The organism is Amedibacterium intestinale (genome assembly GCF_010537335.1).
In the GTDB taxonomy this organism is placed as follows: Bacteria; Bacillota_I; Bacilli_A; order Erysipelotrichales; family Erysipelotrichaceae; genus Amedibacterium; species Amedibacterium intestinale.
This window is the reverse complement of sequence record NZ_AP019711.1, coordinates 380,837-404,558: the sequence shown is the minus strand read 5'-3', so window position 1 is coordinate 404,558 and position 23,722 is coordinate 380,837. Positions and strand designations below refer to the sequence as shown.

The 23,722-nt window shown below is 34.7% G+C and carries 24 protein-coding genes and 1 other annotated feature; of the genes, 4 read left to right on the top strand and 20 right to left on the bottom strand.

Annotated features, from left to right (window positions below; translation table 11 throughout):
- Positions 1-40: 40 nt before the first annotated feature.
- The 10 genes from A9CBEGH2_RS02030 to A9CBEGH2_RS01985 all read right to left on the bottom strand — a co-directional run bounded on the left by A9CBEGH2_RS02030 (position 41) and on the right by A9CBEGH2_RS01985 (position 10,012).
- On the bottom strand, positions 41-859 hold the full coding sequence (locus tag A9CBEGH2_RS02030; RefSeq protein WP_321191707.1) for a MetQ/NlpA family ABC transporter substrate-binding protein: 819 nt from the start codon (positions 857-859) through the stop codon (positions 41-43).
- Positions 860-990: 131 nt separating this feature from the next.
- A complete protein-coding gene (locus tag A9CBEGH2_RS02025) occupies positions 991-1,662 on the bottom strand; it encodes a methionine ABC transporter permease (RefSeq protein WP_118277071.1) in 672 nt (223 codons plus the stop codon).
- Positions 1,656-2,684, bottom strand: a complete 1,029-nt coding sequence (locus tag A9CBEGH2_RS02020) for a methionine ABC transporter ATP-binding protein (protein ID WP_115714578.1) — start codon at positions 2,682-2,684, stop codon at positions 1,656-1,658. Before A9CBEGH2_RS02020 ends, A9CBEGH2_RS02025 begins: the two co-directional genes overlap by 7 nt.
- 40 nt (positions 2,685-2,724) lie before the next feature.
- Positions 2,725-2,975 (bottom strand) — a binding site (T-box leader).
- Between the two features lie 55 nt (positions 2,976-3,030).
- Positions 3,031-3,495, bottom strand: a complete 465-nt coding sequence (locus A9CBEGH2_RS02015) for a DUF4352 domain-containing protein (protein WP_115714577.1) — start codon at positions 3,493-3,495, stop codon at positions 3,031-3,033.
- A 58-nt stretch (positions 3,496-3,553) separates the two neighbouring features.
- Positions 3,554-4,282 (bottom strand): imidazolonepropionase, encoded by a 729-nt coding sequence (locus A9CBEGH2_RS02010; protein WP_118361130.1) that lies wholly within the window; start codon positions 4,280-4,282, stop codon positions 3,554-3,556.
- A gap of 296 nt (positions 4,283-4,578) precedes the next feature.
- Positions 4,579-5,154: a DUF2238 domain-containing protein gene (locus A9CBEGH2_RS02005; protein ID WP_456298101.1), complete on the bottom strand. Its 576-nt coding sequence runs from the start codon at positions 5,152-5,154 to the stop codon at positions 4,579-4,581.
- A 76-nt stretch (positions 5,155-5,230) separates the two neighbouring features.
- Positions 5,231-6,718 (bottom strand): nicotinate phosphoribosyltransferase, encoded by a 1,488-nt coding sequence (locus A9CBEGH2_RS02000; RefSeq protein ID WP_118361134.1) that lies wholly within the window; start codon positions 6,716-6,718, stop codon positions 5,231-5,233.
- A complete protein-coding gene (locus tag A9CBEGH2_RS01995) occupies positions 6,718-7,347 on the bottom strand; it encodes a cysteine hydrolase family protein (RefSeq protein ID WP_118361136.1) in 630 nt (209 codons plus the stop codon). The genes A9CBEGH2_RS02000 and A9CBEGH2_RS01995 overlap by 1 nt, the downstream gene beginning before the upstream one ends.
- A gap of 362 nt (positions 7,348-7,709) precedes the next feature.
- Positions 7,710-9,788: a ferrous iron transport protein B gene (feoB, locus tag A9CBEGH2_RS01990; protein ID WP_118361138.1), complete on the bottom strand. Its 2,079-nt coding sequence runs from the start codon at positions 9,786-9,788 to the stop codon at positions 7,710-7,712.
- Positions 9,785-10,012: a FeoA family protein gene (locus A9CBEGH2_RS01985; protein ID WP_115714571.1), complete on the bottom strand. Its 228-nt coding sequence runs from the start codon at positions 10,010-10,012 to the stop codon at positions 9,785-9,787. Before A9CBEGH2_RS01985 ends, feoB begins: the two co-directional genes overlap by 4 nt.
- Positions 10,013-10,195: 183 nt before the next feature.
- Here A9CBEGH2_RS01985 and gdhA point away from each other — a divergent pair, with 183 nt between their 5' ends.
- A complete protein-coding gene (gene gdhA / locus A9CBEGH2_RS01980; protein WP_115714570.1) occupies positions 10,196-11,527 on the top strand; it encodes an NADP-specific glutamate dehydrogenase in 1,332 nt (443 codons plus the stop codon).
- A 69-nt stretch (positions 11,528-11,596) separates the two neighbouring features.
- Here the strand turns inward: gdhA and gmk are convergent, their stop codons facing one another.
- Positions 11,597-12,163 carry a guanylate kinase gene (gene gmk / locus A9CBEGH2_RS01975; protein WP_115716031.1) on the bottom strand — a complete coding sequence of 189 codons (567 nt, stop codon included), beginning with the start codon at positions 12,161-12,163 and terminating at the stop codon, positions 11,597-11,599.
- Positions 12,164-12,355: 192 nt separating this feature from the next.
- Here gmk and A9CBEGH2_RS01970 point away from each other — a divergent pair, with 192 nt between their 5' ends.
- Positions 12,356-14,017 carry an Rqc2 family fibronectin-binding protein gene (locus tag A9CBEGH2_RS01970; protein ID WP_115714569.1) on the top strand — a complete coding sequence of 554 codons (1,662 nt, stop codon included), beginning with the start codon at positions 12,356-12,358 and terminating at the stop codon, positions 14,015-14,017.
- 75 nt (positions 14,018-14,092) lie between these two features.
- On the opposite strand, the gene A9CBEGH2_RS01965 is transcribed toward A9CBEGH2_RS01970, so the two are convergent.
- Positions 14,093-14,506, bottom strand: a complete 414-nt coding sequence (locus A9CBEGH2_RS01965) for an FMN-binding protein (protein ID WP_115714568.1) — start codon at positions 14,504-14,506, stop codon at positions 14,093-14,095.
- 278 nt (positions 14,507-14,784) lie between these two features.
- Here A9CBEGH2_RS01965 and A9CBEGH2_RS01960 point away from each other — a divergent pair, with 278 nt between their 5' ends.
- Complete coding sequence (locus tag A9CBEGH2_RS01960; protein ID WP_118318219.1) at positions 14,785-16,050, top strand: cation:proton antiporter; 1,266 nt, start codon at positions 14,785-14,787, stop codon at positions 16,048-16,050.
- Positions 16,051-16,136: 86 nt separating this feature from the next.
- Here the strand turns inward: A9CBEGH2_RS01960 and asnA are convergent, their stop codons facing one another.
- From asnA to A9CBEGH2_RS01925, 8 genes are all read right to left on the bottom strand, one after another.
- Positions 16,137-17,153 (bottom strand): aspartate--ammonia ligase, encoded by a 1,017-nt coding sequence (gene asnA / locus A9CBEGH2_RS01955; RefSeq protein ID WP_115714566.1) that lies wholly within the window; start codon positions 17,151-17,153, stop codon positions 16,137-16,139.
- A gap of 71 nt (positions 17,154-17,224) precedes the next feature.
- On the bottom strand, positions 17,225-17,545 hold the full coding sequence (locus A9CBEGH2_RS01950; protein ID WP_115714565.1) for a (Fe-S)-binding protein: 321 nt from the start codon (positions 17,543-17,545) through the stop codon (positions 17,225-17,227).
- A gap of 17 nt (positions 17,546-17,562) precedes the next feature.
- Positions 17,563-17,727 (bottom strand): hypothetical protein, encoded by a 165-nt coding sequence (locus A9CBEGH2_RS12320; protein WP_164503356.1) that lies wholly within the window; start codon positions 17,725-17,727, stop codon positions 17,563-17,565.
- A gap of 3 nt (positions 17,728-17,730) precedes the next feature.
- Entirely contained in the window at positions 17,731-18,312 is a 582-nt protein-coding gene (locus A9CBEGH2_RS01945; RefSeq protein ID WP_118276717.1) for an electron transport complex protein RnfA, read from the bottom strand.
- A gap of 3 nt (positions 18,313-18,315) precedes the next feature.
- On the bottom strand, positions 18,316-18,975 hold the full coding sequence (gene rsxE, locus A9CBEGH2_RS01940; RefSeq protein ID WP_115714563.1) for an electron transport complex subunit RsxE: 660 nt from the start codon (positions 18,973-18,975) through the stop codon (positions 18,316-18,318).
- 13 nt (positions 18,976-18,988) lie between these two features.
- A complete protein-coding gene (locus tag A9CBEGH2_RS01935; protein WP_118276718.1) occupies positions 18,989-19,507 on the bottom strand; it encodes an FMN-binding protein in 519 nt (172 codons plus the stop codon).
- Between the two features lie 12 nt (positions 19,508-19,519).
- Positions 19,520-21,040, bottom strand: coding sequence for an RnfABCDGE type electron transport complex subunit D (locus tag A9CBEGH2_RS01930; RefSeq protein ID WP_115714561.1), 1,521 nt, complete (start codon positions 21,038-21,040; stop codon positions 19,520-19,522).
- Positions 21,041-21,055: 15 nt separating this feature from the next.
- Positions 21,056-22,348: an RnfC family protein gene (locus tag A9CBEGH2_RS01925; RefSeq protein ID WP_115714560.1), complete on the bottom strand. Its 1,293-nt coding sequence runs from the start codon at positions 22,346-22,348 to the stop codon at positions 21,056-21,058.
- A gap of 215 nt (positions 22,349-22,563) precedes the next feature.
- Between A9CBEGH2_RS01925 and A9CBEGH2_RS01920 the strand changes: the two genes are divergently transcribed.
- Positions 22,564-23,679 (top strand): FAD:protein FMN transferase, encoded by a 1,116-nt coding sequence (locus A9CBEGH2_RS01920; RefSeq protein ID WP_157964915.1) that lies wholly within the window; start codon positions 22,564-22,566, stop codon positions 23,677-23,679.
- The last annotated feature ends 43 nt before the right edge of the window (positions 23,680-23,722 follow it).

The window sequence follows — 23,722 nt, the reverse complement described above, 5'->3', positions numbered from 1 at the left end:
GCTCCTTCCCTAAACAAAGAGGAAAAGAGCATCTATATTCTTATTTTGCTGGCACTAAAGGAACTACAATTCCATCATATTCATCTTCAATGAATTTCTTAACATCTTCACTATTTAATGCATCAATCAAATCCTTGATTTTTTGATCATCTTCGTGTCCCTTCTGTACTGCAATGATATTTGCGTATTTCTGTGCAGCTTCACTTGTCTTATCTTCGGTAGCTAATACTTTATCAGAAATTTTGGCATTTAATGCATTATTTCCATTAACAACTGCATAATCCAAATCCTGAATATTTTTTGCGCAGTTTTCCGCAACCATTGGTTTTACTTCTACGTTTTTTGGGTTTTCCACGATATCATTAATTGTAGCATCAATTCCTTTACCCTCTGTTAATTTAATGATTCCATTAGCTTCCAGAAGTTTTAAAGCTCTACCACCATTTGTTGGATCATTTGGAATACCGATAACTGCTTTTTCTTTTACATTTAAATCTTTATGTTTCACAGAATAAATACCTAATGGTTCAAAGTGTACAGCAAATACACTTGTTAATTCTCCTTCTTTTTTCGCATCGCTCATCCATTCTTCAAGATATGGTTTATGCTGGAAATAGTTAGCATCTAAGCTTCCATCAGCTAAGCTTACATTTGGACGATTATAATCCGTAAACTGTTTAATATCTACGCTATATCCTTTTTCTTCTAAAACTGGTTTAATATGATTTAAAATTTCTGCATGCGGTGTTACACTGGCACCAATTGTCAAAGTTTTATCTTCTTTAGACTGTGATGATGTTCCTGAAGCACATCCTGCAAGCAATACTGCTGCACATAAAGTTACAAATAATTTTTTCATTTTCATTCCCTCTTCTTTCTTGTCTTTTTGTTTATCCTATATTTTCAAATATGCATATAAGCTGCACATTCGACAAATACGGGCATGTTGTTTAAAATGATGTTTCATACTTCTATCCTCTTTTCATCATCCTAATGTGTTGTTTTTCTTTCTAAATAGTTTCCAATACCTTGAATCAAAGATGTTATGATCAACAAGACGATGACACAAACAATTGTTGAATCTGTTTCATAGCTATAATATCCATAACGAATTGCGAAATCTCCAACTCCGCCACCACCCATGGCACCAACCATAGTGATATATCCAATAATCGCAACTAAGGTAATCGTAGTGGCACGTATTAATGATGGAATACTTTCTTTTAAATATACTCGAATAATAATTTCGAAAGGAGAACATCCCATTGCCTGACTAGCTTCAATCAAGCCTCCATCTACTTCCGATAAAGCAGATTCTACCTGACGTGCGAAGAAAGGTACAGAACCAACGATCAATGGAAACAATGCACCTCTTACACCAATGCTTGTTCCCATGATAGCTCTTGTTGCAGGAGTTAAAAAGGCAATTAAGATAACAAATGGAATGGCACGAAATAAATCAATAATCGTTCCTAAAATTGAATAAACAATTTTATTTTCTAAAATATTCCCTTTTTTTGTTATTACGAGAATGACACCAAAGAAAGTTCCAAAAATTAAAGAAAATAATCCAGTAACCCCAAGCATCACAAAGGTATCTATAATGGATTGAATAAATTCTGGCATTTTTTCAATCAAATTAGGAAATAACTGTTCTAGCATTTGTTAATCACCTCCACATCAACATCATGTTCCTTCATATAATGCAAAGCCTCATCTACCTGTTCTCCACCAAGAATCATAATCAAATCTCCTAAAGGGATGTGATGAAGTACTTCCACATTTCCAAAAATGATATTCGTATTTACATTAAATTTTCTGGAAATTTCACTAATTAAAGGTTTCCCTGTTCCAGTTCCTCCATAATGCAAACGAACCAGCACTTCTCCACTTTGTAAACGTGTTAGATCGGAACCTTGTTCTACCATTTCATAAATCTGACTTAAATTTGAAGTCGATGCAATGAAATTTCTAGTAACTTCTGCATGGGGATTTGTGAATATATCTACGATATTTCCTTCTTCCACTACATGTCCATTTTCCATCACAGCAACACGATCACAAATTTCTTTAATAACTGCCATTTCATGTGTAATTAAGACAATTGTAATGCCAAGCTCTTCATTTACTCTTTTTAAAAGCTTTAAAATACTTTTTGTAGTTTGTGGGTCAAGTGCACTCGTTGCTTCATCACATAGAAGAACTTTAGGACTGTTTGCCAAAGCTCTGGCAATCGCAACACGCTGTTTTTGCCCTCCACTTAACTGTGATGGATAAGCATCTTTTTTCTCTTTTAAATCCACCAATTCCAGTAATGATAGAATTTTTTTATCTTTTTCTTCTTTGGAAAGTTTACTGTCTTTTAATGGAAAAGCAATGTTTTGATACACTGTTCTGCTTTTCATCAAATTAAAGTGCTGAAAAATCATTCCGATTTTTTTTCGAACCTCTCTTAGTTCTTTCGCACTTAATGACATTAAGTCATCATCTGCAACCAGCACTTTTCCTTCCGTTGGTCTTTCCAGTAAATTGATACATCTTACTAATGTTGATTTACCTGCACCGCTAAAACCAATAATTCCAAAAATTTCTCCGTCTTTAATATGCAATGTAACATCTTTAACCGCATGTACATTCCCTGCTGTTGAAGAAAATGTCTTACTAACATGTTCCAGACTAATCATAGTTTCCCTCCTGCATCAGCTATAAAAAAAAGCTTTCATCCCATAGGACGAAAGCTGACTTCGTGTTACCACCTAATTTTATCTATATCTCGCAATATAGACCTCTTCAAGTACGTTTTCTAATGAAAAGATACTCTATCGCTATAACGGGCGAACACGTTGCAGCCTCCTGAATTTCATTCGACTGCACAACTCCAAGACCATTTTCAGCAAATTCCCTTTATTTCCTTTCACCAAACGGAAACTCTCTAGAAAAGTTCCAATGCCTACTCTTCTTTTCAACGTCATTTTATATCTGCTTTAGATATTACTCCTTTTTTATATATTCGTCAATAGATTTTTTCATTTATTTAATTTTATACTTCAATTTATAAGTTTTCCCTTCACTTTCATCATCAAAATACTCAGTATAGCTAAGTTTGATTTTCTTTGCAGAAGAGGAAATGATAAAAACCAGACAACCATGAATTTCTTCTTGCGGTTTCAATGCATACTCATCTTTCAACTGATACTTTACCCCAAAATTATTTTCTGCTTCAAACGGTCCATCTTCATCAAAAGTAATCATAAAATCATCTTTATACATCATTAAGATTTCATTCGTAATATTTTTAATAGATAGATGCAGCATTAAAAACTGTGCATCATCATCTACGACAAAATCATTTAATTCCTGCCCGCACAATTCGATTTTCATAAGCTTACATGTAAAAAAAAGCGTTTGAAATTCATTGATCATCGCAGGATTTGGACTATAATCTTCCGTTAACAATATATTTTGACGTTCATAATTATGCTGAAGAATTTCCATACCTATCACCTCTTTACCATACTATATGATAAAGGAATGGAAAAATGTCGAAACATGCTTAAATGATTAGATTTGGAAAAATATGAACTCCGCTTTTTATAATATGAGAAAAATGACATTCCTCCATAACGGAAAAGACTTCATTTATATGATTTCCATAAACAAGCAAAACATCGCCTTGCCTTCCTTTTTCTAAAACCCCGGTATTTACCCCTTTTAAACATCTGGAAGGATATAGCGTTAATGCTTTTAATAATGTCATTGCATCTGTTTGCGAATGCAGATGTAATAATCTTGCCATTAAAAGCTGATCCTCTCCTTTCATGATAGAAGAGGCACTGCTAATACAAAAGCGTTTCTTTTTCCATTTCTTTGATGAAACAACAACCTCTTTTACACTGCATAGCGGATATTTCATATTTTGTAAAGAAGTAAGTTTCCAGTAAACATCCTGGATATTAGAAGACAGTTGTTTGCATCCATAAGTTAATACCCCTTTTTTACTTGCCAGATATAATTTTTCGCGAAGTTTTCTTTCTTCATCAAAAGAAGAATAGTTAACATCTATATTACATTCTATAAACGCAGGAAAAGCAATTTGATTTGTGCCATCAATGATACGTGTATCACTGTCAATGTATCTAGAACCATCTTCCTCTCCTACATATAAGATTTCATCATGATGAAATGCAATGGCTCCATGTGTATAAATAACATCTTCTCCTTTTTTCCTCTGCATTGTATAAATCTTTTCGATATTTCGAATCAGCAATGTTGCTTTTTTCATTTTATCACCTAAACCTGCTGTACATTATAAGCGAAATATGTAAAAAAAGCTATGAAAAATTATTCGTTACTGCACATAAAAAGGACTACACGTCCTTTCCAGACCGTTGACAAAGTCGCTCTTTGAGCAGACTTTGTCATTCGGTCTTTTTTTATCCCCACTTTTGTATAAAAAACAGGTGATTTTAAGCTATCATTTACCAAAAATCACCTAGTAAAAGGAATCTTTCTACCACTTTTTTTAAATTGGTTTTATATATTTTCAAAATATATAGTTTGTCAACAACCTGAAAAGGACTACACGTCCTTTCTTTCAATATTTCGTACATAAAACTTTTCATATACATTCACAAAGAAATTGCTTTTCCCACTCTTATAATAGCGAACGATCATGATCGTCAACAAAATACCTGCGAATGTTGCACATAAACAATCCGTAATCGTATCATGAACCCCTTGAGAATAATGATTGATACAGTCATTATTAAAGAAAATCAGCATGGCATATTCATAAAATTCCCATAACTCTGCAACAGCGATATTAACTGCATTGATAAATACCAAAAACAGTGTAAAATATTTCTTTTCTTCAAATGCATTTGTTTTTCGTATCGCAAAATACAAAATAACGGCAAGTGTTGTAACAAACCAGCCACTTGTAAAATGCAGCACCTTATCAAATCCAAAATAACTATACCAGCCAAAACCACTTCCAATTAAAGAAGCAAAGTATACAAAAATAGTAGATATAATATAAATTTCATAAACCGGTTTCAACTTTAAAAGTTTAAATCCAATTGGTACGATTAATGGTGTTATACATGCGACCAATGTCATGCCAAGAGCTTCATAATCCTTTTTTACAAAATTCATATAAAATCCTGCTGCTAAAGTTAGCACATATATCACAGCACATACATATAAAAACCTTTTCAAAAATATTTCTTTTTTATTTACTGTCAACATGTTTTACATTCTCCAGCATCTTTAATTTTAAATCCAGAAGCTTTTTACTTAAATCAACATAGTATGTCTGCGGATATTCAAAACGCTGAATTTCATCCCAAATTGTTGTAAATTCCTGTTCACTGTATGCACGCACATCTTTTAAATTTGGTACATCATAGACAAGTTCTCCATTTACAAATATCGGTTCCAACAAGTTTTTTACTGTATAGGTTCCTTTCTCAATGGTTTTATTTTTCCAGCTGTTCATCTGATGATAAATTGTCAAATCTTCATTTGGATCAAGCACTTCTCCATGCAATGTCATCAAATCCGCAAGTGCTTTTCCACTTTCTTTATCATAAATACGATACAAGTCTTTATATGCTGGATTGGTTACTTTTTCAATATTTTCACTAACTTTGATTTTTGGAATCATTTCCCCATTTTCATAAATGGAACTCATTTTATAAACGCCGCCAAAAACCGGTGTTGATTTACTGCAGACAAGGTTTTCTCCAACTCCCATACTGTTGATTTTTGCCCCTTGCTGAATCAAAGATTGAATTAGGTATTCATCTAAAGAGTTTGATACAACGATATTGCAATCTTCCATACCAGCTTCATCTAATGCTTTTCGTATTTTTTTGGACAAATATGCCATATCACCGGAATCAATACGTACCCCCTGCATACGATAGCCATTTGGCTCTAAATATTCTTTTGCGACACGAATGGCATTAGGCAAACCACTTTTTAATGTATTATACGTATCCAGCAATACCGTACAGCTCTCTGGATATGTTTTCGCATAAGCTAAAAATGCTTCATACTCACTGTCAAAAGACTGTACAAAAGAATGTGCCATCGTTCCTAAAACCGGCATCCCAAACTTCTGTCCGGCATACGTTGTTGCAGTCCCTGCAACACCACCAATATAAGCCGCTCTTGCCCCATAGTTAGCAGAGTCAAAATTATGTGCACGACGTGCCCCAAATTCCATAATCGCACGTCCATCAGCTGCTTTTACGATGCGTCTTGCCTTGGTCGCAATTAATGTCTGATGATTTACACAAAGAAGCATTGCAGTTTCTAAAAGCTGTGCTTCAATAATTTTTGCACGTACTCGAATCAATGGCTCATTTGGGAAAACCGGCGTTCCTTCTTTAATCGCATAAATATCTCCTGTAAAAATGAAATGACGAAGATAATCTAAGAATTCTTCTGAAAACTTATGCAAAGAGCGAAGATAGTCGATATCTTCATCTTCAAAGTGCAGATTTTGAATATAGCCGATAATTTCCTCTAAACCTGCAAAAACTGCATAGCCTCCATTATCTGGATTTTTACGATAAAACAAGTCAAAAGTAACAATGCGATCCTTGTGATCACTGTTAAAATAGCACTGGCTCATCGTTAGTTCATAAAAGTCCATGACAAGACTTAGATTTCTTTCATCTCGAAAATCAAATTTATAATCCAAACTTTCCATTAACAATTTTCTCCTTTAAATCCAGCAACGACTTGAATTCCGTTTGCTTCCATATTTCGAATAGAAAATTCATTCCATTCAACTGCATCATGTACATCATCGATATGATACGTATCTATGCAGTCCATAGGAATTATCACACGCTTCTTAGTTTCATTATGCTCATTTAACCATGCATTCAAACATAAAGCAAACTGCATAATACAAATATCACTGCAGCATCCGCAAATCACAATATCCTGATACATAGGCATTCTTTCTTTTAAGAACTGCTGAAAATCGACACTTGTAAATGTATTCGTACTATTTTTATGAAACAGCTCGTGAACATATGGATAAAGTTCTTCTACGACTTCACTTTCCCTGGTTCCAATCACACAATGCGATGGATAGGATAGAAATTCTCTTGTTTTTGGCGGATGGGCATCTGCCACAAAGATTGCTCTTCCCACTTCTTTATCTAGTAAATCACATATTGGCTGAATGGTTTTCGAAATTGCTTCATCATGCAAAGCTCCTTCCTTAACAAATCCATTGATCATATCAACAACAAAGATAATCGGATCTTTTAACTGCGCAATATCCATCTTTGTATACTTTTGTATAAACGCATCACTTGTTCTTGCCATGCAATGACCTCCCTGTACTACACATTTTCTTCTATTATAGACTTTTTTTTTATGATTTAAAATAAAAACAATCAGAAAACACATATTTTTATGAAAGTTTTATATAAGATATAAGATTTATTTTTTACAGTGGCTGTATAAACAAAAATGAGAGATGCACCAAACACCAATGCATCCCCCAAATTTTTACTTGTGTAATAGAATTATTTTTAAGTTTTCCTACATTATTTACTTTATCTTATTCATATAACCTGAAAGCTCATTTTTTTCAAGCATAGTACTGGTACCAATTAACATGATAGATTAGATTAAATCGATCCATAACCATAGTTTATTTAACCAATACATATAAAGAAGAACATTCAATAAAACAAAGAGAAAAAATGGAAGATACAAAAAGATACGATATAAGGAATTACTAGCATTGCCACAATACTTGTAAGCATGACCTTTTTTCCATACGTATGATATAGTGCCTGTAGTGTCATAATGCAAGGCACACTTAATAAGATATAGACAAGAAAACTGAATGCTCGAAGATTTCTTCTTTCATCATGCCACAGATTTTGAATATAAGATGTATCTTTTTCCTGCGGTTCTTCTTTTGATAAAAACAGGGTTTGAGAAATACTGGTGGTTGTTCGTTCCTTAATATCTTCCCATCCAAGTTTTACATGTTCTTGTTTTTGCTGGGTTGATTGCAAAGAAGAAAAATAACCAACAATTGTTTCTTTCGCAAGAATACCACCAGGAAGCGAAGCCACACATTCCCAGCGATTGCCAAAGCCCAGCGGTTCAAAAAGGAACGACACCTGTTTTGCCCCTTTCGCAAGCAAACTATCTTCTATATGCTGTGTTGGGCTGTAACTAAAGCACCATAAAATACACATGGCAAAAAGGACGATGCCACATGCTTTTTTTACATAGGCCTGCACTTCTTTTTTGGCTTTTTTCCAGATAATTGACAACCGCGGCAATCGATAAGGAGGAACTTCCAATACAAAGATATCTTTCTCTTTTTTTCTGTCTCCATGATATAAAATAATACCAAATACAAGTGCAACTAGAATTCCTATACCGTATAAACAAACAAGTACAAATATTTCTTTATCTGGAAAAAAAGCTGCACAAAATAAAGAGTATACTGGAAGTCTTGCCCCACAAGACATAAATGGTACAAGAAGAGCACAGCGTTTTTTTAATCCTTCCCCATCCAGTGTCTTGCTGGCATAAATCGCTGGCACATTACAGCCAAACCCCATCAGCAATGCCACAAAGCTTTTTCCACTTAAATGAAACTGACGCATGATACGATCTAACAAAAAGGCAATGCGCGCCATATACCCACTTTCTTCCAATATTCCAAGGGCTATATATAAACATGCCATCAATGGTACAAAACTTAATACACCGGATAATCCTGCCAGTATACCATCCACAAATAATTGACGAATGAGCGGAAAATCTTGCAGAACAAACGAAAAAAACGCTCCTCCATACAGCTGCAGCATGTCATTGATCCAGTTTGTCCATGGCTTGCTGATATGAAAAATACAAACTAGAAAAACAAGCATAAACAAAAAAAAGATAGGCAATGCAAAGATGGGATGCAATAGTATTTTATCGATTTTCATACTTCTTTCATAGCGCTTCTCTACATCTTGTTTTACATATTTTAATAAACTGTCAATCACATGAAAACGTGTATTTTCTATGGTTTCAATTGGATATCCCTGCAGCATTTCTTCTATTGTTTCTTTATGGATACCCCAGCTATCTGCTTGTCTGATGGCTTCTTTTTTTCGATAGATCAAAGATAATGTCAATTGATGAAACTGTCTTTCCGTAAAAGATAAAGATACTGGTTTTGCCTTCTCCAATAGTTCTAATATCCGTATGTACACTTTTACCAAATCTTCATCAAGAAGCGGATAATATAATACATCTTTTCCTACCTGTGCCATAATGCTTTCTTTTACACGTGCATAACAGCTTTTATCAAAAGCACTGCATGCCAGAACCGGAATTTGCAATCTTCTTGCGATTTTTTGTGTTTCGATTACGATATGCTGCTTTTCTGCTTCATCCATAAAATTCAGCAGCATTACCATAGGAATCTGCAATTCTCGTAAATATAAGGTCAATAGCAGATTTCGCGCAAGATTGGTCGCATCCACTACATTAACAATAACATCAACATGATTTTCTTTTAAATACGTTGTCGTAATACGTTCTTCATTATAACCTTCATCTAATGCATAACATCCGGGTAAATCAATAAGATGATACATGTTTTGTTTCCAGATAAGTGTTGCCTCTTTTTTCTCTACCGTTACCCCTGCCCAGTTTCCTACCTGAAAATTGGAATGACTTAACACATTGATCCATGCACTTTTCCCCGTATTGGGATTTCCCGCAAACGCAATCGTATATTCTTTCATTGTCCAACCTCCACTTCTATCTGTTTCGCAATGTCTTTTCGAAGCAGCAGCCAGTTTCCTGCCGCCATAAAAAGCAATGGATCATAAAAAGGAGATGACATAATATAGCGTATTCTTCCTCCTTCATGTACGCCCATAAAAAATAGACGTTTTTTTAAGAATGGTTCCACATCAATATGTATGATCCTAGCGATTTCTCCTTTTTTTAACTGATCTGCTCTCATATTTATCACCGACTTAAGTATATAAAAACAGAAGTTGAAAAATCGTCGGAATCTTTTGATGAAAAAAGGTTCTTTTTTTATTTGATCATGAATATATTTTCAATAATTTGAAAATATGCGCTTTTTTGTTTTCATTTCATCCAAAAGCGAGTATAATGAAAAAGAATGAAGGAGGAGTTTCTTATGGCTAAACTTGATGCTATTAAAAAAGCGGTTGTCATGCGCAACCCAAACGATGCGGAATTTATTCAGGCAGTTGATGAAGTATTATTGTCTTTGGAAAGCGTGGTAGAAAAACATCCGGAATATTTGGAAAAGGGTGTATTTGAACGTATTGTTGAACCTGAAAGGCAAATTATCTTCCGTGTTCCATGGGTTGATGATCAAGGAAAAATACAAGTAAATCGCGGTTTTCGTGTAGAGTTTAATTCTGCGATTGGACCATATAAAGGAGGACTTCGTTTTCACCCAAGCGTAAATATTTCTATTATTAAGTTTCTAGGGTTTGAACAAATCTTCAAAAACTCTTTGACAGGACTTCCTATGGGTGGAGGAAAAGGTGGAAGCGACTTTGATCCAAAAGGAAAAAGTGATGGAGAAATCATGCGTTTCTGTCAAAGCTTTATGACAGAACTTTGTAAATACATTGGTGCAGATACGGATGTTCCTGCTGGTGATATTGGTGTTGGCGGACGTGAAATCGGTTATATGTTTGGACAATACAAACGTATTCGCAATGAATTCAGTGGTGTGTTAACTGGGAAAGGATTGAACTGGGGAGGTTCTTTAGTTCGTACACAGGCAACTGGTTATGGATTATGTTATTTCACAGAAGCAATGTTAAACGATAAAAACGATACCTTCAAAGGAAAACGAGTTGTTATCAGTGGAAGTGGAAATGTAGCCATCTATGCTGCTGAAAAAGCTATGCAGCTAGGTGCCAAAGTGATTGCCATGAGTGATTCCAGTGGATATGTTGTGGATGAAAATGGAATTGATTTATCGATTATGAAAGAAATCAAAGAAGTTCGTCGTGGACGTATTCATGAATATACAGATATTGTAAAACATGCATCTTTCCATAAGGAAGGAAGTATTTGGAGTGTTCCTTGTGAAGTTGCCCTTCCTTGTGCTACACAAAACGAATTACATAAAGAGGATGCTGAAATGTTAGTAAAAAATGGTGTCATTGCCGTTGCGGAAGGTGCTAATATGCCAACAACTCCAGATGCTATTGAAGTATTACAGGCAAATCATATTTTATATGCACCAGGAAAAGCAAGCAATGCTGGCGGTGTTGCAACAAGTGGGTTAGAAATGGCACAAAACTCTGCACGTTTATCATGGACATTTGAAGAAGTTGATTCTAAATTAAAACAAATCATGGAAAACATTTATAAAACCGTAAGTGCTACTGCCAAAGAATATGGCATGGAAGATAACTTTATGGCAGGTGCAAATATTGCCGGATTTATAAAAGTCGCTGATGCAATGATTGATCAGGGAATTGTTTAATATTCGTCACAAAAAAATACTATAAAAAAAGATGTTCTTATCCTATATCTGACAAGAGCATCTTTCTTTTTATTTCTCCATATTTCGTTTAATGATAGAACTAATTAAATCTGCAGCCAATTTTGGATCATCGTTGCAGACGATATATTTATAGTTATTCATCATCTTCATTTCTTTTTCTGCTTTTGCTAAACGCTGCTGCACAATTTCTTCCGGTTCGCTTCTTCGACCGCGAATGCGATTTTCCAACTCTTCCATGCTTGGTGGAATAATGAAAATTGATACTGCATCCGGACATTTTTCTCTAACCTGTGTTGCACCCTGCACTTCGATTTCCAAAAGAACATTTTTCCCTTCTTCACGAAGTTTTTCAACCTGAGCGATTGGTGTACCATAATAATTTCCTACAAACTCTGCCCATTCCAAAAGTTCTCCATTTTGAATTGCCTTTTCAAATTCTTCTCTTGTTGAAAAAATATAATCTACCCCATCCTGTTCTCCTGCTCTTGGAGATCTTGTAGTCATAGAAATAGAATATACAAGTTTCAAAGACTCATCATTCATAAAATAATTACGAACCGTACCTTTGCCAACACCGCTTGGTCCACTGATAATAATTAACAATCCCTTTTTCACGAGCATAGCCCCTCCTAATTCTTTACAAGAATTTTACTCGCAGCACCTGGGAATGTCAAGTATGTTTTAACATAAACATTAAATACATTCATATAACAAAACATTACAAACCTTTATTTCCAATAAAAGTATATACAGTCCCATAAAACAATGTTTTATATGGTATAATAGAAAATTGAAGGAGTGATTAAAATGGCAATCGATGGATTGTTGCTTCGACAGCTGTTTAAGCAAATAGATAAAACACTGCCTGCAAAGATTTTAAAAATCCAGCAGATCAGTGACAGTGAATTATTATTTTCATTGCGCACAAATAAAGGAAATAAAAAACTTTTAATATCAACACATAGTGTTTATAATCGTATAAATTATACGAATGCTTCTTATACCACAATGGAAGTACCAAATAATTTTGTTATGCTTTTAAGAAAGCAAATTGATGGCGGAATTATAAAAAGCATGGAACAGATTGGACTGGATCGTATTTTACATATGGTAGTTGAAGCTCGAAATGAAATGGGTGATATTCATGAAAAGAACCTTTATATAGAGCTGATGGGAAAATATGCCAATGTAATTCTGGTAGATGAGGATGGAAGAATTATTGATGCCTTAAAACGTATCCCCCCATTTGAAAACAACAAACGTACCATCCTTCCAAATGTAATGTTTCAGCTTCCTGCACCTCATCTAGATAAACAAGATCCATATCACTACGAAAGCATTGATGTAAATGAATCTTTCACAAAACAGTTTCATGGATTTTCTCCCTTATTATCTAAAGAAGTACAGTATCGCATGATGGAAGAACATACATCTTTTGATGATATTATGAGACAGATTGATGAATCCGATTGTGTATATATTAGTGATATACAGGAACAAACTTATTTTCACTGTATTCCATTAAAACATCTGCAAGTCGTACCAAGAACCTATCCACTAATGGAAGGAATGGATATCTTGTTTGCACAGAAAGAAGAAAAGGTGCGAATCAAGCAACAAAGCGGTGATTTGTTTAAAGCAGTAAGAAAAGAGCTTCATAAAAATGAGTCGAAGCTTCCAAAATTGAAACAAAGTCTTGAAGAAGCAATGGATTGTGATAAATATAGAGAATATGGAGATCTTCTGTTTGCTTATGAACATGAGATTTCTAAGCAGCCGATAGTAACGCTTCCCTCTTTTGAAACAGGAGAAAATATAGAAATTCCTATCGATATGCGTTTCGATATAAAAGGAAATGCAAATCGTTATTATCAAAAATATCATAAATTTAAAAGAGCACAAGTTATTTTACAAGAACAAATAGAGCTTTGTGAAAAAGAAATTACTTACTTTACTTCTATGGAAATGCAGTTATCACAGGCCACTATACAAGATGCTATGGAAATTCGTGAAGAATTGTCTCGTCAAGGATATGTAAAAGCACAAAAAACTCGTATTCGTAAAAAGAAAAAGCAGGAACTTCCTCATTATGCTACCTTCGTTTTTGATGACTATAATATTTATGTAGGTAAAAATAATTTACAAAATGATTATGTCACATGGAAACTAGCTAGAAAAACAGATACATGGATGCATACAAAAGATTTGCATGGTGCGCATGTTATCATTACGTTGGAAAATCCTCATGAAGAAGCACTTCGTCAAGGTGCTATGCTTGCGGCATGGTATTCAAAAGGTCGCTATTCCTCAAGTGTTCCCGTTAATTACTGCAGTGTAAAACAATTAAAAAGAATACCTGGGAATAAAGGAAGTTTTGTTTCTTTATCTACATACAAAACCATTTACATAGACCCAGAAGTTTCCATCATACAGGAAATGATTGATCATCATGAAAAAAAAGGTAAATAAAAGAACAGGCCAAATGCCTGTTCTTTTTTTCATACCCACTCTATAACATTAAAACTCTTTTTATTTATAAAATAATTATTTAGCGTTTTTCTGAGCTTCTTTAACTGCATCTACCATATCGCTAATGCTGATTGTACATCCAGTTACTAAGTCTTCGTTTGTTGCTTTTCCTTCGTTGTTTAACTTAATCGCATCAACACCGTTTTCTTTAATATAGTTTTCTAAAGTTAGAACCTGTTCATACCATTCTTTTTTGATAGGACTAGCTTTTTTCATGTTATACTGTTCTTTTAATTCTTTTTTAGTTTTGTCGCTGTCTTTCTGTTTTGTATCGATAGATACAGATGTGATTTTATCTCCATCAACTTTTACAGTAGCAGTTGTAACATCACCATTGCTTCCAGTTACGCTTGCGCTTCCTTCTTTTGCTGAACTACATCCTGCTAATACTACACCACATAATAATACTAATGCTGCTAATTTTTTCATTATTTCTCTTCCGGTACATTCGATTTCTCATCAAGAAAAATGGAATATACTTTTTCCTTTCCTTAATTCAAACTTTACTCTAATTCTTGCTGGAATCTTGTTAAAAGATATTCCAGTATATGAATGGGCATTAGGATTTTATCATTGTATAGCTCATATGTCAATAAGTAAATAAACTTCTAATAATAATCAGGTAATAATTTAATTTTTTTTAAAAAAAGGTTGTGTTTTTTTCACAAGCAGAGTACAATAACACAGTTTGAAAGGAGTTAACAAAAATGGAATATGGTTTTATTTTTGATGTGGCTTTAATTTTGGCTACTACCAAAATCCTTGGAATGGCAACTCGTCGTGTCAAACTTCCACAGGTCGTTGGTGCCTTGTTAGCTGGTTTGATTCTTGGTCCTGCCTGCTTAGGTATTCTACGTGAAACTGAGTTTATCAATCAGGTTGCTGAGCTTGGTGTTATCGTCTTAATGTTTGATGCAGGTTTGGAAACCGACATCAACGAATTGAAAAAATCAGGTAAAAGTTCATTTATTGTTGCAGCATTAGGTGTTATCGTTCCATTCGTTGGAGGATTTCTAGTTGCTCAGGCTTATGGATTAGGTACTGCAGATGTATTGAAGAGTGTATTCATTGGTCTTATCTTAACAGCTACTTCTGTAAGTATTTCTGTTGAAACTTTAAAGGAAATGGGGCGTTTATCTACTCGTTCCGGTAACATTATTTTAGGAGCTGCCTTAATAGATGATATTTTAGGTGTTATTTTATTAACAGTTATCACTAGCTTCGCAGACCCTAATGTCAATATCGCAATCATGGCATTAAAAATAGTTGCTTTCTTCGTTTTAAGCGGTGTTCTTGGTATTATGCTTCACAAAGGATTCCAGGTTTGGATGCAGCGTCATGACCGCGATTTAAGAAGATTTGCTGTTTTCTCTTTTGCTTTCTGTTTGCTTTATTCATTTATTGCAGAAGAATTCTTCGGTGTAGCAGATATTACAGGTGCTTTCCTTGCTGGTTTAATTATTTCCAATACAACAAGAGCAACTTATGTATCTTCTCGTGTTGGAATCTTGTCATATATGCTATTATCACCATTGTTCTTTGCAAACATCGGATTAAAGGTTGTTTTACCACAAATGAACTTTATGATTGTTTCCTTTACGATTGTCATTTGTATTGTTGCAATCTTATCTAAAGTTATTGGTTGTGGACTTGGTGCTAAACTATGCGGATGTCCAAATACAAGAGCCTTACGTGTTGGTGTAGGTATGATTTCTCGTGGTGAGGTCGCCTTGATCATCGCAATGAAAGGAATCGCATTAGGATTGATGGATGAACAATTTGTAGCACCTGTTATTCTTATGGTAGTAGTTACAACTGTTATTACGCCAATTCTGTTGAAAGTTGTATACAGTTCTAAATATGACTCTATTGACTATGAAAACAGTGAACTTGTTAACAGCTATGAAAAAGCTAAAGACTTTGAACGTGCTTCTCAGGCATTATTACGTCAGGATGAAGGTACATCAAAATAAAAATATTATAAGATAAATAAAAAAGGAAGATGAAAGATATCTTGGACTTGTCTACATATCTTGATCTTCCTTTTTTTAACTCTTGTTTACAGTAAATGAATGTGGTTTTCATCACATGCCTTTCGCATCTCATCGCTCCATTGGGAAACTTGAACCTCTCCAATATGTGCTTTATTTAAAAGAATTAAACAGATGCGAGACTGTCCTATTCCACCACCGATAGTTAATGGAAGTTCCTGCTGCAAGAGCATTTGATGAAATGGAAGCTTGATGCGATCCTCACATCCTGCTTTTTTTAATTGTTCTTTTAAAGACTTTGCATCAACGCGAATCCCCATACTGCTTATTTCAACCACACAATCCAAAATTGGATAGTAAAGTAAAATATCTGCGTTTAAATGCCAGTCATCATAATCAGGTGCACGTCCATCATGCGGTTTTCCACTCCTTAATTTATCACCAATCTGCATTAGGCATACTGTCTTATGTTCCTTTGTAATTAAGTATTCTCTTTCCTTTGGTGATTTATCTGGATATTTATCCTCTAACTCCTGTGTTGTAATATAAAATACTTCTTCATAAACAAAAGGTTCTAAATTTTCAAATACGATATCCAGTTCACGCTCAGTTTCTTTCAATGCTTTTAAAATATGCTGCACTGTAATCTTCAAATATTCCAATGTACGCTGATTTTTATCAATGATTTTTTCCCAATCCCATTGATCTACATAAGCAGAATGAAGATTGTCTAAAATTTCATCTCTACGTATAGCATTCATATCCGTATAGATACCTTTACCCACACCAATATTATAGCGTTTTAAAGCCATACGCTTCCATTTGGCAAGGGAATGAACAATTTGCATATCCTCACTGCTAATCTCTTTGATATCAAAAGATACAGGTCTTTCTGTTCCATTTAAATCATCATTTAAGCCACTGCTTTTTCTTACATATAATGGTGCAGAAATACGCATTAGATTTAAATGATGCGCCAATCGTTTCTCAAATAAATCTTTTACATATTTAATTGCGACTTCTGTAGATATAACATCTAGCTTATTTTCATAATTTTTTGGTATGATTAAATCTTTAACCGCCATATCATTCACCTCTTTGTATGTTATTATACCTAAAAAAAAAGAGATACACAATGCAAGTGTACCTCATTTTTTTATGCTTTAACTTTTAGACATGTACCATCAGGGCCAGGTGTCGTATTCAAATATTCAGCAATTGCAGCTTTCTGATCTGGTTTACAAGGTTTACATGTTCCTACAACAGTAACTTCCCCATTTACCAAAGCTTCTGCTAAGCCACTGCAGCCTGCATAACCACAGCCACCGCAGTTGTAGTTTGGAAGCATACTAGCTACAGTTTCTACACGTTCGTCTACTTCCACACTCAAAAACTTATCTGCAACTCCTAAACCTAGTCCAAGGATAGCACCTAATACAAGCATCAGTAAAAGCGCTGTTAATACTGCATTTAACATGGTGTCAAATCCCCTTTCTATAAATCATGTGCAGGGTTGTTGCAACAAGAAGTGTCATGACAACCCTCACATTCTGCCTTTAAATTTTCGCAACCTTTAGGTAATGGTGTTTTATGATTTAGATAGAATACTAATGCATATATACCACCAAGGATTCCTAAATAAATGACTGCCTGTACCATACCTTATACCAGCCCAGTTAATCCACTAAATGCTAAAGCCATAATAGCTGCTACAATCAGGGCAATTGGATTTCCTTTCCATGAAACTGGTGTATCGCATGCATCCAGACGCTCACGAATCGTAGAGAAGATATATAATACCATTGTAAATCCTAAAGGAATAGCAATAGAATATGTTAACATTTCTGCAAAATCATATTTGAAAGAAATATTATTTAATGTAACGTTTAATACAACACAGTTTGTTGTAATTAAAGGCAAATAAACACCTAATGCTTTATATAAAGATGGACTAGTTTTCTTGATGATCATTTCTACAAGCTGTACAAGCGCAGCAATCACAAGAATAAATGTAATTAAGTCCATATATTCAAGTCCAAGTGGTTCAAGGACTTTATAATACAATCCATATGTTACAAGAGATGCTGCAACGATTACAAAAGTAACCGCAGCCCCCATACCTAAAGCTGAACTACTTTTCTTTGATACCCCCATAAAAGGACACATACCAAGAAACTGGTTCAAAACAACGTTGTTGATGAAAACAAAAGTAATCAGCATGACAAATAAGTTACTCCAATTCATAAATTATTTCGCCTCCTTTTGTTTTTCTGCTGCCTTTTTCGTCTGATATGACTTATATGCTGCAAGTCCGGCAGCTAAACATGCAAATGTACAGAATGCTCCTACAGGCTGTGAGAACATACTAATTGTGAAATCATCTGGAATAATTTTTAAGGTAAAAATATTCTGAGCTGCATTGAATGGATTATCAAAAGATAAAGCTCCTGTTGCAAGCAACTGTCGAATACCAGACATAATAACGATAGAAACTGTATACCCAAGTCCCATTCCAAGACCATCCAAAGCAGAATCAAGCACTTTGTTTTTACTTGCAAATGCTTCTGCACGTCCAAGAATGATACAGTTAACAACGATCAGTGGAATAAATACACCCAAAGCTGTATCTAAGCTTGGCGCATAAGCCTTGATTAACATCTGAATAACCTTAACCAAAGATGCGATAATTACAATATAAACCGGAATACGGATTTCAGATGGTGTAATATTACGCATCAAAGAAATGATAACATTTGACATAACTAAAACTGCAATAACAGCGACACCCATACCAATCGCATTATTTAATGTAGTTGTAATTGCCAATGTGGAACATAGTCCCAAATACAATGAGAATACAGGGTTTTCACGTAAGAATCCTGCAGTAAAATTTTCTTTACGATTCATTCTGTTCCACCTCCTACTTTAATTTATCAGCTTGATACTGAGCTGCTTCTTTAATACCTTCAAGAACTGGCTTACTAGATAATGTAGCACCTGAAATTGTATCATTTAAGATTTCATCTGATGTAGCATCTTTTCCTTTTAAAGATTCACGGAAAGGTGCATCCAGTACCTGTGTACCTAATCCTTGTGTATCTCCATTGGAAATACCTACATAATCGATAACCGTACCTTTATCATCTAATGCAACAAGGAAAGTAGTTCCTTCTTTATACCCTGTTACCTTCATTTTAAAAACATAGCTTTTTCCTTCAACTTTGAAGATTTTTTGAATTGTATCTGATACATCCTTTTCTACCTGTTCAAATGCTTCATCAGGTACATCTGGATATAATACTTTTAAATTATCCTTTTCTGCTTCCAGTTCATTGCGTGCAATAACTGGTGCAGTTAAGCTGTTTGCAATTCCAAGCGCTGCTCCGGCAATTGCTGCTACTAACGCTAGAAATATGGTCAGATGTAATATTTTTTTCATACGCTAACCTCCTTACAGCCCTAATGCGCGCTGAACTTCGATCATAGCACGCATAGCAGATTTTGTTGTAAAAGTAGCACCTGAAACAACATCTTCGGTTGTATACTCAAATTCTTTACTTAAATCTGTATTTACAACATTTACTAGTTCAGGATTGCTTTGAACTGCTGTCTTAATAAAATCAGAATCATTACATTCAACAAAACTCATTTTTGTAATTTGATTATTTGTTTTATCTACTGTAATTTCAAACACGTTATAAACATCTGGATTTTCATTTGCTGTATAACCGTGTGCCTTTACCGTATAAACAACTTCATTTCCATTCTCTTTGGTATCGGTAATGCTTGCATCCATACTTAGCATATCTTCATCTGTTGATGTAACTAAAGTAGGCTGAGGTGCTTCTTCAACTTCTTTTGCCTTTGGTTCAATGACATTTGCTGCAAGCAATACACATCCCATGCCAACAACAGCTACACTGCCAAAAATAATAGATGCTTTTTTACGAAGTGCCAGCTGTTTTCCAGCCAAAGCCTGTTCAATCATAGGAGTTAGCATATTCATCAATAAAATAGAATATAAGCATCCTTCAGGAAGATTTGCTTTAATACGAATCAAAACAGTCAAGACTGCTGCTCCTAAAGCAAAGATACATTTTCCCTGTGCACTTGTTGGAGAAGTAACTGGATCTGTTAACATAAAGACAGCTCCAAACATAACTCCACCAGTCAATAGATGTAACAATGGATACCAGATAAATCCAGGAAGACTTCCATAAGAACCTACTCCTTTAAACAAAGCGATTCCCATTGCTAACACAAAGATACTTCCTAAATATACTACTGGGATTCTCCAGTCAATAACTTTACGAATAGATAAAATAATACCAACGATTAAAATAACAAGAGCACTTGTTTCTCCAATTGCCCCAGGATACATACCTGTAAATAAGGTAGGCAATCCACCAATTTCATCCATCATAGTTGTAATCATTTCAGGATCTACAACCAGCCAGTTATAACTGGAAGCTATTACAGTTGTTGGTGTAGCCATTGTGATAATATCAGTAGAAGCCCCAACAAATGTAGCGAAGATTACAGCTCTACCTACTGCTGCAGGGTTAAAGATATTGTTTCCAAATCCCCCAAACAGCAATTTAGCAAAGAAGATGGCAAAGAAAGTTGCTACTCCAAGCGCATAAAAAGAAATACTAATAGGACACATCATTGTCAAAATGATAGCTGTTATCCATCCAAAAGATCCACTTAAAAATTTCTTAATATATGCAAAATCAAATTTTTGTCCTTTTCTTGTAAAAAAGGCAAATGCAATTTCAGTAAGCAATGCAACAATTACAGATACTGCCAATAGTTTTATTGCCTGCAATACATAACTTGAGCCATATTCTGTTCCATAATAGAAAAGAGAAAAAGCAAATACTACTAATAAACCAATCATCAGCTCCAGCATGATTTGCTTTGTACTCTGTTTCTGGCGCAAGTTAGGTGATACGTTAAATGCAAACTTCATTTCTCTTTATCCTCCCTACTTTTTAGCCAGCTGCAGCTGACGTTTTGCTTTACGTACATTTTCTGTAACATCCAAACGTGATGGACATACATAGGTACATAAACCACACTCAATACAATCTACAGCGCATAATTTTTCCATTGTCTTTTTATCTGCGGCTTTTACAGCCTGTGCGATACGTACTGGCTGTAGTCCTGCTGGACAGTGATCACTGCACTTTCCACAGCGCAAGCAGGAAATACTGTCATAAGGCTTATTTGCCAAAACCGTTAAGGCATTCATATTGCGATCAATAACAAATGCATCATTAACAATTGTTTTTCCCATCATAGGACCACCGGCAATCAATTTTACAGAATCTTCTGTATATCCACCACAAGCTGCAATAATTTCACTTGCCGGCATACCTACAGGAACAATTACATTTTTTGGTTCTTTCACAGCAGTTCCTGATACCGTTACTGTTTTCTTAACGATAGCACGTCCATGTAATAATGCATCCCCAAATGCAATTGCAGTAGTTGCATTATTTACAACTGCTCCTACTTCTCCAGGTAAACGATCATATTCTTTATGCATGATTTCACGCACCAATACACGTTCCCATCCCATTGGATACACATCTGGTACAGCTGCTATTGAAACTCCATCCAGTCCTTTTACAGCTTCTTCAACAAAAGAAATCAAATCCTGATGTGTTTTTTTAATCGCAATGACAGCTTCTTTTGCCATTGCCATTTTTTTCATAGCCATTAAACCTGTTACAAATTCTTCTTTCTGAGCAAAGATCGTTTTGTAATCTGCTGTAATGAATGGCTCACATTCTACTGCGTTAATAATAAGCTTTTCTACGTCTTTCGCAAACTTATATTTAACAAAAGCCGGGAAACCAGCACCACCTAAACCGATGATACCCGCATTCATCATAAAATCAATCAAAGTTTCCCTATCCGCTGTTTCATAATTCAACGGTTCAAAAGAAGCAACCTCTTTATACTGCCCATCATTTATAATAACAAGATGAGGAACCGGCTTCAAAGAAGCGTGCATTCTTTTTTCAATTCCAGCAACTGTTCCGGAAACACTCGCATAAATTGGCACAAAAAAACGTTCTTTGCATTCGGCAATCTTTGTTCCTATGCAAACAGAATCTCCCTCCTGTACCAAAACTTCCAGATTTGTAGATGCTCCGCAAAACAAAGGAATATACACTTTTTCCCCTGCTTTCAACTCCTGTGCTTCTACGTGTTCTGTGAGCTCTTTGTGCCCTTGTATGTGCTGACGCATTGGTCCTTTAAACAATGACATCATTTTCACCTTACCTTTCTTATAAGCACTATTTTACTCCTGCAGTTTCTTTTTTTATCCAAGAAACATACCGGAACTATTATAACACTTTTATCTTTCCACTTGAAGAAAAAAATAAAGAATTTGATAAGAATTTCACTTAATTTTTTATCTTTTTTTCTATTCTTACATAGATTTTTTTTTAACTTTTGTCTATAATGATTGCTGGTGATAATATGAAAAACAAAAAATGGAAACTTCTTCTGTTCATATGCAGTTTATGTATTAGCAGCGGATGTACACAAAAGCAGAATTTAGAAAAACATTCTATGACAGCAACCAATCTTGGATTTGATACTGTTATTTCTTTTACTGCTTATACAAAAAATGAGAAAGAATTTAAAAAATATGAAAATGAGCTTTCAAAACAGATTTCCTACTACAACAAAATCTTTGATCGCTATAACTCTTATGAAGGTATCAACAACATTAAAACAATCAATGACAACGCCGGAAAAAAACCAGTTGAGGTAAACGAAGATATCATAGACCTGCTAACTATTTCAAAAGAATATGCAGAGTTAACCAATGGAAAGTTTGATATTACTTTAGGTAGTGTTATGGATTTATGGCGAGAGGCTAGAGAACAGGCAGAAAAGAATCCTGATAACACCTTTGTTCCTTCCATGGAAGACTTGGAAAATGCAAAAGAACATAGCGGCTGGGATAAAGTACAGATCGATAAAGAAAAAAATACAGTTTATTTAACAGATCCTAAAACAAGGCTTGATGTTGGGGCAATTGCGAAAGGATATGCGATTGATAAAACATCTCAGCATTTAAAAGAACTTGGCGTTGAACATGGATTTTTAAATGGAGGAGGCAATATTCGTCTTCTTGGCAATAAACCAGATGATTCAAACTGGGTTGTAGGCGTACAGATTCCCGATTTGACACAGCAGGCTACAGACTCTATTTCATCATTATCTTTACCTGGAAACACTTCTATTGTTACAAGTGGTGATTACCAGCGATTCTACGTATATGATGGAACCATCATGCATCACATTATTGATCCAGAAACTTTGCAGCCGGCAAGATATGCTAGAAGCGTGTCAATTGTATGTGATGATGGAACAGCATCTGATATCTTATCAACCGCACTGTTTACCATGTCACAGGAAGATGGTCAGGCACTTCTTGATAAAATAAACAAAGAAAAAGATATTCACGCTTCAGCTTTATGGGTATATGACAAGAACACACTTCCAAAACATTTGGAAAACAGTTATAAAAACCAGGAATATACGATTTCCTACAGCCCATCTTTAAAAGAAAAAATTGTTAAATAACATGTAATCAAAAACATAAAAGGAAGATAGATGTATGTAATCA